The 13,203-nt window shown below is 42.4% G+C and carries 10 protein-coding genes; 7 read left to right on the forward strand and 3 right to left on the reverse strand.

Translation table 11 applies throughout. The features are described from left to right. Positions 1-165 precede the first annotated feature (165 nt). Together MHH54_RS03160 and MHH54_RS03165 are read left to right on the forward strand one after the other, a co-directional pair. Positions 166-534, forward strand: coding sequence for a septal ring lytic transglycosylase RlpA family protein (locus MHH54_RS03160; protein WP_044141453.1), 369 nt, complete (start codon positions 166-168; stop codon positions 532-534). Positions 535-607: 73 nt separating this feature from the next. Further along, positions 608-1,657, forward strand: a complete 1,050-nt coding sequence (locus tag MHH54_RS03165) for a hypothetical protein (protein WP_003214431.1) — start codon at positions 608-610, stop codon at positions 1,655-1,657. A 217-nt stretch (positions 1,658-1,874) separates the two neighbouring features. Here MHH54_RS03165 and MHH54_RS03170 read toward each other — a convergent pair whose 3' ends face one another. The 3 genes from MHH54_RS03170 to gabP form a co-directional block, all read right to left on the reverse strand. Beyond that, entirely contained in the window at positions 1,875-2,249 is a 375-nt protein-coding gene (locus MHH54_RS03170) for a carboxymuconolactone decarboxylase family protein (RefSeq protein WP_342500663.1), read from the reverse strand. A 285-nt stretch (positions 2,250-2,534) separates the two neighbouring features. Then, on the reverse strand, positions 2,535-4,067 hold the full coding sequence (locus MHH54_RS03175) for a multicopper oxidase family protein (protein WP_342500664.1): 1,533 nt from the start codon (positions 4,065-4,067) through the stop codon (positions 2,535-2,537). 97 nt (positions 4,068-4,164) lie between these two features. After that, entirely contained in the window at positions 4,165-5,553 is a 1,389-nt protein-coding gene (gene gabP / locus MHH54_RS03180; protein ID WP_342500665.1) for a GABA permease, read from the reverse strand. A 482-nt stretch (positions 5,554-6,035) separates the two neighbouring features. On the opposite strand from gabP, the gene MHH54_RS03185 reads away from it, so the two are divergent. The 5 genes from MHH54_RS03185 (at position 6,036) to guaA (ending at position 13,126) form a co-directional block, all read left to right on the forward strand. Further along, on the forward strand, positions 6,036-6,935 hold the full coding sequence (locus MHH54_RS03185; protein WP_111912096.1) for a cation diffusion facilitator family transporter: 900 nt from the start codon (positions 6,036-6,038) through the stop codon (positions 6,933-6,935). A 103-nt stretch (positions 6,936-7,038) separates the two neighbouring features. Next, the gene (locus tag MHH54_RS03190) at positions 7,039-8,001 is read left to right on the forward strand and encodes a MoxR family ATPase (RefSeq protein ID WP_003214081.1); all 963 of its coding nucleotides are present in this window, start codon (positions 7,039-7,041) and stop codon (positions 7,999-8,001) included. Positions 8,002-8,102: 101 nt separating this feature from the next. Next, complete coding sequence (locus MHH54_RS03195) at positions 8,103-9,188, forward strand: DUF58 domain-containing protein (RefSeq protein ID WP_342500666.1); 1,086 nt, start codon at positions 8,103-8,105, stop codon at positions 9,186-9,188. Between the two features lie 9 nt (positions 9,189-9,197). Next, positions 9,198-11,399 carry a transglutaminaseTgpA domain-containing protein gene (locus tag MHH54_RS03200; RefSeq protein ID WP_342500667.1) on the forward strand — a complete coding sequence of 734 codons (2,202 nt, stop codon included), beginning with the start codon at positions 9,198-9,200 and terminating at the stop codon, positions 11,397-11,399. Between the two features lie 185 nt (positions 11,400-11,584). Continuing rightward, positions 11,585-13,126 (forward strand): glutamine-hydrolyzing GMP synthase, encoded by a 1,542-nt coding sequence (guaA, locus tag MHH54_RS03205; RefSeq protein ID WP_061418133.1) that lies wholly within the window; start codon positions 11,585-11,587, stop codon positions 13,124-13,126. Positions 13,127-13,203 lie beyond the last annotated feature (77 nt).

Below are 13,203 nucleotides of genomic sequence, written 5' to 3' on the forward strand. Positions count from 1 at the left end.
AAAGAGAGGAGTTGCTTACATTGCTCTGGCTGATTTTGGTATTTTTTATGAACAAAATCGGTCATGAAGTGGTCAATTTGTATTCGAATTGTAATGTGACTGTAAAATAACTGGGGGCATCTTCATGTATAATAAGTGCAGAAACCAAATACGGAGGATTTTTTAATGAATAAAAAGCTTATCGCGACAATCGTAACAGTAGCTAGTTTATTTTTGGCGTTTAGTTTCTCACATGGAGCAAGTGCAAAAAAAGTAAGCGGCAATATTACTTGGTATAATGGTGTCGGTAAAAAAGGCGCAGATGGAAAAAAACTCGGTCATTGGGATGCAGCAACTAAAATGGGATTTGACGTACCGAAAAAAGGTACAAAACTAAGAGTGACAACAAAAGCGAAACCACATAAAGTGATTACAGTATATAAATATGATGTAGGTAGAATGCCAAACGCTGTATTAGACGTCAGCCCAAAAGCATTCAAAGCACTAGGGTTTAAAACAAGTAAAGGTGTCGTAAAAGGACATTACACTTATTAATACATAGGCATGCAAAGAAGCGGGAAAAGTTCATTTTCTGGCTTCTTTTCTTGTAGAGAGGGTCTGAAAGGCAATGAAAAAATCAACATGGTGGATCATCACGGTCATCGGAGTCGCAGTGATTGCGGCCATCATTTTCTTTATGATGAAGCCGGGGCAAGAGCCGAAGCATGCGGTAAAAGTGAAAACAAATCAGGATGCAAAAGACGAATTACTCGTTTCATTTACAGATCAACAGTTAAACAATACGTATTACTTGCATGACCGGGCGCTTCATACGGAGAAACTGACAGCCTATCCTTCGATTGCTTATGATTCTACGAAACAGCTTTTATATTACACGTATACGGATGAAGACACGCAAAAAGTGAGTATTCGAGAACTGAATGTAAAAACGGATGAAGAAAAAACGCTATTTACGAGTGAAGATTCCATCGACAGTATGAGGCTGTCTGGAGACGGGAAACAGTTATTTCTTAGATATAATAAGGATTCCGGGGAACAATTTTATGTTGCTATGTTTGATGTGAACACACACAAAGTGAGGGTATTGTATCCAGAAAAAAGCAAGGATGACACGGTAAGTTCTTTTGCTTATGATCCGGCGTCAAACCTTCTCGCAATCCAGCATTATTCCTTAAAAGAAGATTACAAGAAAACCGATGAAGCGAATGAAAAGGGAAGAGACCCTGAACCAACGACCATGAAGATCACCCTTCAAACGGGCACGAAGGGGAAGCGAATTGCACGTATCTCGCAAACGATTAATGATATTTCATTTTCACCAGATCATAAGACATTGATTTATACAGAAGTGAAGGTGCGAAACGAAAAAGAAGTAGCCTCTATTAAAATGCTTGATGTAGAAACAGGAAAACAGGTGACACTCGTTAAGAACAGTAAGGATGTGCATATTTTAAGTGCCGCACAGCCGCAATTTTCTACTGATGGGTCTTCTGTTTATTTCTTAGGTGTTGCTAAAAACGCAAAGGAATTAAAGGATGACACCGGTCGAAAAGCAAAGGTAAGAACGATATTTGAATACAATATCAAGAAGAAAACAGTAGAAGCCGTTTGGGAGAAGGATGGCGGGATTGTTAACAATTTCACTGTTAATCGATAAAGGGTACGTTCAGTTATTTTTATATAACTGAACGTTTTTTTATTTTGCGGTTTAACATGTTGCAGAAATTAAGGAATTTATGTAAGGAAAATCAGTTCTTAAGGTAGGAAACGTGTGGTATTTTCATATTTTGCTTATGTGACAGAGGAAAAGAAAGAGAGTAATATGAGTGGACATAAAAAAACGAGAGGACAGATGGCTTCTCGTTTTCACTGATTTATTTGGTGTTATTGTCTAATAAGTTTTGAAAGATAAACAGGGCATTAATGGAGTGAGGGAATCCAGCAACTTTTGTACAGTGCTTAATAATCTCCATGATCTCTATGACAGAAAGTCCGATATGTAATGCTTGTTCAAAATGAGTCTTTAATTCTTCATCACAATCGCCTTTTGTAATAAGGGCAGATAATGTACTGATGGCCTTTTGTTTTTCATCTAAAATGAAGTGGTTGAATGCTTTTTGTTCACCGAGTTCAATTGTTAGCTGTTCAATATTTGACAGAATGCTCTCGTTTTCCTGAATTGAAAGCTTCTCTATGTTACCTGCCGCTGTTTCTTGTGTGATCTGGCAAGTCTCTTTTTCTTCATTCAAATTGAACTCCTCCGTTTTTTATCGCAATTTTCCATTTGTTCGTTCAGTGTGGCAAATGTGCCTTTTGATAGATGCAATGGGTATATAGTAGTATTATCGGTTTGCTGCGTCAATTTTTTAAGTGTTGAATGTACAAATAAATGCCATTTCAAGTCATCATTGTTTTATTTTAGAATGATTCAATGAAAAGGAAGGAAAGGGCTAATATATCGCTGTCTGTTAGCCCTTCCCAATGATGTTACTCAATACATGTGTTTGCGCATGTGACGGGAGGGTGATTTCATTTTACTGGATGATATCCATCGGCCGCATCATGTCATAATCCTCGTGCTCTAATATATGACAATGCCACACATACCTGCCGCTGTATGGAACAAAGCGAGCGATGATCCGAATGACTTCACCGGCATGCGCTTGAATGGTGTCCTTGTAGCCTTGTTCATGTAAAGGAGGTACTTCGTTTGGTCCTGTATACACAATGTCACCTGTCGATTGATAGACCTCTGTATCAAATGGTCTTCTGTCTATCACTCTGAATTGAACAAGGTGTAAATGAATAGGATGTGTGACCCTTGTTGGATTGACGATAGACCAAACCTCCACACTGCCAAGACGAGGATTTTCCGTGACAGGGTCATTCCAAAATTGGTTATCTAGCAATAAAATAGGACGGCCATATTTATCCTGTGTACCGGTAAGAGTGAGCGTACGCTCTTTATCAGCTCGACAAGGCCGAAGTGGTGGAAGCGGTTTGAAAATAGGCCGTAATGTTTTAGGTGCTCTCCCTTTTAGCGGTCGAGTGACTTTAAATTGCATGATGTTTGCATCTGTTTCAGGATTTACTTCCTGTCCGCAGCCGGCTTTATTTTTAAGGGTGATCGTTTTGTTTTCGTAAGCTGAAAAATCGATGATGACATCAAATCGTTCAGCAGGAGCAATGCTAAAGGATTGATGGTGAACAGGTCTTGGTAAAAAGCCGCCATCAGATCCAATTTGCAAAATCGTCGCATCGTTGTCTAGATGCAGCTCGTAAGTTCTTGTATTGGAAGCATTTAAAATACGAAAACGATATTTTCGCGGCTCTACTTCTAAATACGGCCATACTTTTCCATTGACCAAAATGGTTTCTCCGCAAAAGAAAGGCACGATAGACGGATCTGGTATGTCACTGTCTTCTGGTGTGTTGTTTGGCCTGCTTGGATAAAACAGTGCGCCATCCTCCTGAAACGTACGGTCCATGATCATTAGCGGAATATCATACTCACCCTTCGGTAATTCTAGCGACTTTTCAAACGCATCTGAGATCAAATAAAATCCAGCTAAGCCGGCATACACATTTAATCGTGTCAATGCCATCGCATGATCGTGATACCACAATGTGCAGGCTTGCTGATGATTTGGGTATTCGTACACCTCCCGTTCAAAGAAGGGGCCGGTTGCTTCAAAGTCTCGTGAAAACCAAGCCTCTGGATAGCCATCACTGCTTGCTGGTGTGACGCCACCATGTAAATGAACGACGGTTTTAACTTCTGGTTCATCATGATGGCCTTCGTGAATAGTGTGATCGACCGGTAGAAAATGCTTAAGTGGCAATTTGTTCATCCATTTCACTTTGACTTTTTCATTTCGATTCGCATGAATGGTTGGACCAGGCAAACTGCCATTATAGGTCCATAGCTTGGTTGGGGGCAGATCTCTATGAACTTTTAAAAATACCTCCTCCATAGCGATTTCATAATACGTTTGTTTTGGGTTCTTTTTGACGGGCTTCGCAACTTCTGGAATTGGCAGCTCGTCAACAAATTTTTCTAGGTTCATGTTATCTAATCCTCACTTAAAATCCAATTTGATACAGTATAAGTGCGGACATCAAAATAGGTGAATAAAATAAAAAACCCGCTTTTCAGCGGGAGCATTACGGATGTTTATTTTCAAGCGCTGCATTTGCAGGTACTTTTTTATTCGGTTTAAAGATGAAATAAGCGGCAAGTACACCGAAGGTAATGATACTCGTCAAAATGAGCTGCGGTCTCATTGATTCGATGAACAGCATTGATGCCAAGATGGCGCAAATGACCAAAATGGTAAAATACGTGAGGTATGGGAATAGCCACATTTTGATTTTGAGCTGTTCTGGATTGTCTTTTTCGATTTTACGGCGCATTCTTAATTGTGAAACAGCAATGACCAAGTACACAAGAAGGGCAATCGCGCCGGATGCATTGACTAAGAACAAAAAGATGGTTTCAGGATAAAAGTAGTTCATCATGACGGCGATATAGGAAAAGAAGGTGCCTGCAACTGTAGCCGCTACAGGAACGCCACGTTTGCTGATTTTCATAAAGCGTTTCGGTGCTTCGCCTCTTTCTGCCAATGAATAAAGCATTCTGGACGTTGTGTACAACCCAGAGTTTAAGCAAGATAGAACAGCTGTTAAAACAATGACGTTCATGACTTGAGCTGCTGATGGGACGCCGATGTATTCTAATACCGCAACGAACGGGCTTGTTAAAATACTCGCTGAATTCCACGGAAGCAAGGTCACAACGACAGCGATGGAACCGACATAAAACACGATGATACGCCATACAACAGAGCGGGTAGCTGTTGTCACAGACTTGACCGGGTCTGCTGATTCTCCGGCCGCTATTGCCACAATCTCGGTTCCCATGAAGGAAAAGATGACGACGACAATTCCGAGTAAAACAGAGCTGAATCCATTTGGAAGGAAACCCCCGTTCCCCGTTAAATTGGAAAGACCTACAGTATGATGACCACCAAAACCAAAGATAAATGCAAAACCGATGAGTAGAAAGAGAATGATGCTGACGACTTTTATTAATGAGAACCAATATTCAAATTCGCCAAAAGATTTAACAGAAAAGATATTTGTTAATGTTAAGAGGATAGTGAGGATAAGACTTGTGAGCCAAACAGGTGCATCTCCATACCAATACTGAATAATGGCAGCACCAGCAATGGCTTCGATGGCGATGACAATCACCCAGAAGAACCAATAAAGCCAGCCAATTGTAAAACCGGCCCATGGACCGATGGCATCGCTCGCATACTGTGAGAAGGAACCGCTTGTCGGATAGGCGCATGCCATTTCTCCAAGCATTCTCATAATAAAGATCACGAGAAGTCCGGCAAAAGAATAGGAAAGAATGGATCCAGGTCCTGCAGAATGAATGACAGCGCCGCTACCAACAAATAGCCCTGCGCCAATAACCCCAGCAATGGAGATCATTGAAATATGTCTTGTTTTCAGATTTTTTTGAAGACCGTTTGTCATGTTGGACATGTCTTTACCTCCAAACATTTCTCTTCATAGAGAATTTGTTTTTAGAATATTTTAAATTTTATCATAATGAATTGTCATTCAGCATTGGACAGGTTATCAAACTGACATTTCAAACCTCTTAACATGATGTTAAAAAGTATAAAGGATTTGAGAGATTATGTTCCCTCTTTTTCCGCTGTTCATTCTTAAAAATAGCATAAGATCGGATGGGGAGAAGTTGTGTCTCAAAATAAAATTATTCTGATAATTTACCAGAAAGAGTGATATTGCCAATATGATCATCACAGAGTGAATTGGAAAAAGGTTGATGGGAGTAGGTCTTGAGGTCAATTGACCTTATAAAAATAAGTTTACTTAGGTCAACACATTTCTATGTATCCTATTTTGCTGACACAAGCGAATCATGTTGCTGTAGACCCACACGGGCTTTGCTTTGTAAGATAAATAATAGAAAAGTGATGTGTGAGGAGGCGCGGTTCGACATGGAGCGCTATAACGAATTAAGACAAGGTGAAACAGGTGCTTGGGTCAGCATCATTGCCTATGTGATCTTATCTGCGGTGAAACTTCTAATTGGGTATACGTTTCATTCAGAGGCTCTTTCGGCAGATGGATTGAATAATACGACGGATATTATTGCATCCCTTGCAGTGTTGATTGGGTTGCGTATTTCTCAAAAGCCGCCTGATGAAGATCATCCATACGGTCATTTTAGAGCAGAGAATATTGCGTCTCTTGTGGCGTCCTTTATTATGATGCTTGTTGGACTTCAGGTTCTGCTGAGTGCAGGCCAGTCGCTCTTCTCATCTGAGCATCAAACGCCTGATATGATCGCAGCTTGGACGGCAGCAGGAAGTGCTGTGGTGATGTATGGTGTGTATATTTACAACCGCAATCTGTCCAAACGGATCAATAGCCAAGCTCTTCATGCAGCAGCAGCTGATAATAAATCAGATGCGTATGTGAGTATCGGAACATTTGTAGGGATTATCGCCTCTCAGTTTCAACTGGCATGGATTGATACGCTTGCAGCGTTTGTGATTGGGCTCATTATTTGTAAAACGGCGTGGGAGATTTTTAGAGATGCTTCTCATTCGTTAACGGACGGTTTTCATATAAAAGATATGTCCAAATATAAAGAGACCATTGAAGCAACACCTGGGGTGGGCGATTTGAAAGATATTAAGGCACGGTATCTCGGAAGTACGGTCCATGTGGATGTAGTAGTGGAGGTCGAGCCGCACTTGAACATTGCAGAAAGCCATGATATTGCAGATGAGATCGAACGTAGAATGAAGAAGGAACATGATATTTTACACTCTCATGTTCATATGGAGCCAGCAGGTGAGCCAAAAGAAGAGAAGAAGTCTTATCCATCGTGAGAAGGCTTCTTTTTTTCTACGTGTTGATGTTTTATGCTATTGCGCGTTGTATGGTAAAGTTAGACTATATGAAATTTAACGGAAACGTGATAGGAGGATCAGGATGGCATTTGATGAACCGATGCATTCAGATTTACAAAAAATCGTAGATAACATCAATAAAGTCATGGTTGGGAAGAAAGATATTGCGATATTAAGCCTTGTTGCGATTTTGGCGAAGGGGCATGTGCTACTAGAGGATGTGCCTGGCGTTGGGAAGACGATGATGGTTCGTGCTTTGGCAAAATCCATTGGCTGTGAGTTTAAGCGAATCCAATTCACTCCTGACCTTTTGCCTTCAGATGTGACAGGTGTGTCGATTTATAATAAAAAGACAAATGAATTTGAATTTAGGCAAGGACCCATTATGGGGCAGATTATTTTGGCTGATGAGATCAACCGGACCTCTCCCAAAACACAGTCTGCATTGCTCGAAGCGATGGAGGAAGGCAGTGTTACAGTGGACGGAGAAACAATGCTGCTTGCTGATCCTTTTTTCGTCATGGCTACGCAGAATCCTGTGGAATATGAAGGGACTTATCCGCTGCCAGAAGCACAAATGGACCGGTTTTTATTCAAGCTGCAAATGGGGTATCCGACCATGCTGGAGGAGCTGGAGGTGCTCAACTTGCAGGAAAAGCAGTCCCCGATTGATACGCTCCAAGCAGTCATGACCAAGGATCACATCCATGCGTTGCAGCAAGCGGTTCAGACCATTCATGTGGATGCATCCATTAAAGAATATATTGTGGAAATTGCACAAGCGACGCGGCAGCATCCATCTGTTTATCTAGGTGTGAGTCCAAGGGGATCGATCGCCCTCATGAAAGCGGCTCAGGCGTATGCACTGTTGAATCGGCGCGATTATGTGATTCCTGATGATGTACAGTATTTGGCGTCTTATACATTGCCGCATCGAATGATTTTGACTTCAGAAGCGACGTATGAAGGGAAGAAGGCGGAGACACTGCTGAGACAAATGCTTGAGCAAATTGGCGTGCCAGTTCAAAAGTCGATGACTCAATGAAATTAGGTCATCGTTTCGCTTTTTCATTATGGTTACGGGTGATGATGCTCATCATCCTCACTGCGACAGTCTTTTGTTATGCCATGTTTCAGGGAGGGTTTGTGAGCTGGTTCCTTTTTTATGCATTTTTACCATATACTTTGTATGCTTTGCTGTTTGCGCTCGTTCCGCTGCGCGCTACAGTCAAAAGGACATTACAACAAACCCGCTTGAAGGCGGGAGACGTACTGTCCGTTGACCTTGAAATCAAGCGGACAAATCCATTTCCATACGTTTACGTCTTGATTGAGGATGATCCACCAGACACCTTTCATTTAAAGGAACAAATTGAGATGAAGCAAATGCTGTTTCCTTGGTTTCGGAAAACGTGGCGTTTTTCCTATCAATTGAATGATGTCATGCGCGGGGAACATCATTTGTCAGCAGTTCGAATCAAAACGGGTGATATGTTTGGTTTTGTGGAGAAAGAAGTCATCATTCCGTTAGAAAAAAAGCTGCTTGTTTATCCGAAAATGCTCGATCTTCAGGTGGAGTCTGCTGAGTCATTGAATGAAAATGGAGGCAAAGCGGTTCACTCGTGGTTAAATGAACCGACCCATGTGACAACAGGCGTAAGGGAATATCAGCAAGGAGATCGTTTTGCTTGGGTGGACTGGAAGACGACGGCTAGAAGGGGGCAGCTGATGACGAAGGAATTTGAACAGAATCAAACAAAGGATCTTGTCGTGTTTGCTGATTTTACCGACGAAGCGGTATTTGAGACCGTCGTGTCTATTGCAGCGTCTGTCCTACAATCGGCAGTGAAAAAAGGATTGCCTTCAGGTCTTGTACCTCTAGGAGATCAGCATGCCTTTCGAGTGGATCAAGGAGAACTTCATTTAGAGGACATGCTTTATTATTTAACAAGAGTGCAGCCTCACCCTTCTCGCGTACAAGAGTATAAGGCGTTAGCAGCGAGTGAGTATCAGCATTCTGGAAAATATGTCATCACGGGTCAGCTGCAGGAGGGGCTTGCTGCGAGTCTCTTTGGAAATCGAAACAGAAAGAACATCACTGTTCTTTTAGTGAAGAAAGCCGTGGATCGATTCACGACAAAAGAAAAACAGCTTGTAGACCGGCTTAGGGCATCTGGAATACGCACGACCGTTTTATTTGAAGACCGGCTGTACGAAAGAACTGTGAGGTGACAAACATTTATGCTGCATACGCATCAGCGGCAAAGCCGTTTTGAGTTGTTCATCTATTATGCTGTAGCATTTCTGCTGCTTTGGGAGTGGCTTCGACCGCTTCAAGATTTTACAGAGACGAGTCATACGTCTTATTTCATCATTTTTATAGGGCTTACATGTTTGTTTACATTTTTTCGTTTGAAGTGGTATGTGACGTTTCCTATTTGTACTGGCTTGATTTTGCTCGCCTTATATTTGATCTTTTATCAAGCAGAGCCAAGCTATCCGGCTGCATTATTAGGTGATATTAAAGATAATATCACCTTCATGAGCACAGGCATGTGGAGTGACATGTACCCCTCCTTCCGCACATTATTGTTTTATATTTTGCTATGGCTGCTTGTCTACTTGCTTCATTATTGGGTGGTCTATCAGCAGCGTATCTTTTTCTTTTTACTCATGACGATTGTGTATGTCACGATTCTGGATACGTTTACGCCATATGATGCAACCTTTGCGATCGTTCGTATTATGGTATTTGGTTTTTGTCTGCTTGGGTTGCTGTATTTCGATCGACTGCGTTCGGCTGAAGGCATTCGGGTGACGCAGAAGGCGCGCCTAAAGTGGTTTTTGCCCATGCTGGCGCTCGTTCTTCTGTCAGCGACACTTGGCGCTTCTTTACCAAAGTCTGATCCGAAATGGCCTGATCCTGTCCCATTTTTTAAGGCGGTGACGAATCAAGATGGCTCTGCCGGACAGAATAAGGTGGGATATAGTACAGATGATTCGACGCTTGGCGGACCGTTTAGTGAGGACCGCACACCGGTCTTTAAATGGAGCGGAAAGGAGCCTTCCTACTTTCGTGTCGAAACAAAAAGTATCTACACCGGAAAGGGCTGGGAGGATGCCTCAAATGATACGAAGCCTACGCGGCTAAAAGAGAACAGTGTGCGGAATCGTTGGTTTACCGAGCGTGTAAAAACAGAGGTGCACGAAACGAGAGTCGATATGGAATCAAACTATCGATTTAATCATGCCGTCTATCCGATTGGGACGATCATGCTGATGCCAATGGAAAACATTCCACTGCAAATGATGGGTAAAACGGAGAAAATTGTCCCATCCATTCAAAATCCGCCGAAAAATTTAAGGAACTACCAAGTCACCTTCTTGTCTCCTACATTTATCCTCGAGGATTTGCAGAGAATCAAAGTACCGACAAAGAAGCAGGTCAATCAGGAGGTCGGCCGTGAATACTTGCAGCTTCCTTCCTCATTGCCAGAGCGAGTGAAAACATTGGCAAACAGCTTAACGGAAACGAAGGATAATATGTACGATAAGGCTAAAGCGATTGAGGATTACTTAGGGTCAGCGAAGTTTTCATATGAAACGCAAAATGTCGCTGTGCCTAGTCGTAATGAAGATTATGTGGATCAATTTTTGTTTGATACGATGATCGGCTACTGCGATAATTTTTCATCCTCTATGATTGTGATGCTCCGTTCGATCGGGATTCCGGCGAGATGGGTGAAAGGGTACACGTCAGGTCAATTATATGAAACACAGATGGATGGAAACAATGTGTATGAAGTAACCAATAACAATGCGCATTCATGGGTAGAGGTGTATTTTCCAAACAGAGGCTGGGTGACTTTCGAACCGACAAAAGGATTTACGAACCCAGAGACATTTACGAATGAAGCTGTTTCTAGCGATCAGACAGATGATGATCAAAAGAAAGAAGACCAGTCTAGCTCTGATGCAAGCGAAGATCAGCAGGCAGAACAGCCACAGCAGGAGACAGAGCAGCCGGCAGAACCAAAGAAACAAACAGCGCAAGCGAAGCCTAATATGGTGCATGTTGGTTCAATCCTGGGTTTTGCGGCAGGAGCTATGATCCTTCTAGGATTGATCAGCTGGCTGGTTTATCGATTCAGAGCAAGATGGCTGCCATTCTTTATTGTGAGAAAGGTGAAACGTCTGCCAGAGGAGGAAGCATTCTTCTATGCGTATGCTGCGCTATTAAAGCAGCTGAAGCGCAGGGGAATTGAGAAAAAACCTGGCATGACGCTAAGAGAATTTGCTTCTTTGATCGATGACAAGAATGGAGATCATCACATGTCAGAGCTGACGCAGCTCTATGAGCGGGCACTCTATCGTCGAGAGGATGCGTCGGGGCTTTGGCGGCAATCGGCAAAGTTATGGGAAAATTTAATAAACAGGAGATAGTCTTGACCCCGTACCTTCCTGTTGTTAGAATAGGTGAATATTAAAACCTTCTAAAATACATGAAATTGAAGCGTTCGGATGTGAGTCTGGGCGCTTCAAAAGCGTGATTCACACTGAGAGCAGGTTTTCTCCTCTCATTTTTTCTGTGCGTTTATAAAAACTATATTGGACATAGAGGTGACACCATGACAAATTTAGTAAATGAAATGATTTTGGTTCTAGATTTCGGCAGTCAGTACAATCAGCTGATCACTCGCCGTATTCGTGAATTTGGTGTGTACAGTGAGCTTCATCCGCACACTTTAACTGCTGAAGAAATTAAAGAAATGGCGCCGAAAGGAATCATCCTTTCTGGCGGTCCAAACAGTGTTTATGATGAAGGATCTTTCCGCTGTGACGAAAAGATTTTTGATCTAGGCATTCCGGTTCTAGGCATTTGCTACGGCATGCAGCTGATGACTCACTATTTAGGCGGGAAAGTAGAAGCGGCTAGCCAGCGTGAATATGGGAAAGCAGACATCCATATTAACGGAACACCTGCTTTATTCAAAGACCTTCCAACGGATCAAGTCGTATGGATGAGCCATGGTGACCTCGTTGTTGAAGTACCAGAAGGCTTTACAGTTGATGCAACAAGTGCACATTGTCCAAACTCAGCGATGAGCTTAGCTGAGAAGAATTTCTATGGTGTTCAGTTCCACCCAGAGGTTCGTCACTCTGAGTACGGAAATGACCTATTGAAAAACTTTGTCTTCGGCGTGTGTGACTGCGATGGCAAATGGTCAATGGAGAACTTCATTGAAATCGAAATGCAGAAAATCCGTCAAACAGTAGGCGACAAACAAGTATTGTGCGCACTAAGCGGCGGTGTAGATTCATCTGTTGTGGCTGTATTGATCCACAAAGCAATCGGCGATCAGCTGACATGTATTTTCGTTGACCACGGTCTTCTTCGCAAAGGCGAAGCAGAAGGGGTTATGAAGACATTTAGCGAAGGTTTCAACATGAACGTGATTAAAGTAGATGCAAAAGATCGTTTCTTAAACAAGCTAAAAGGTGTGTCTGATCCTGAGCAAAAACGTAAAATCATCGGTAACGAATTCATCTATGTATTCGATGATGAATCGGACAAGCTAAAAGGAATCGACTACTTAGCACAAGGAACACTTTACACAGATATCATTGAGAGCGGAACAGCAACGGCACAAACAATCAAATCTCACCACAACGTAGGCGGTCTTCCAGAAGACATGCAGTTCGAATTGATTGAGCCTTTGAATACGCTATTCAAGGATGAAGTCCGTGCCCTAGGTTCAGAGCTAGGCATTCCTGACGACATCGTCTGGAGACAGCCTTTCCCAGGTCCAGGACTAGGCATCCGTGTACTAGGTGAAATTTCTGAAGAAAAACTAGAAATCGTCCGTGAATCGGATGCGATTCTACGCGAAGAAATTGCTAACTTCGGCCTTGAGCGCGACATCTGGCAATACTTCACGGTTCTCCCAGACATCCGCAGCGTAGGTGTTATGGGTGACGCAAGAACATACGACTACACAATCGGCATCCGTGCTGTTACTTCGATTGATGGGATGACGAGTGACTGGGCAAGAATCCCTTGGGATGTACTTGAAAAGATCTCAACTCGTATCGTGAATGAAGTGAAGCATGTGAACCGCGTGGTGTATGATATTACGAGTAAGCCGCCTGCTACGATTGAGTGGGAATAGTTGTAATAGAGCTAGAAACCTTTGTGTATCAAGGGTTTTTAGCTCTTTTTTATTTTTAATTGCACTTTTTCCTTTTG

Origin of the sequence: Bacillus sp. FSL K6-4563 (assembly GCF_038630405.1) — a bacterium.
Classification (GTDB): domain Bacteria; phylum Bacillota; class Bacilli; order Bacillales; family Bacillaceae; genus Bacillus; species Bacillus pumilus.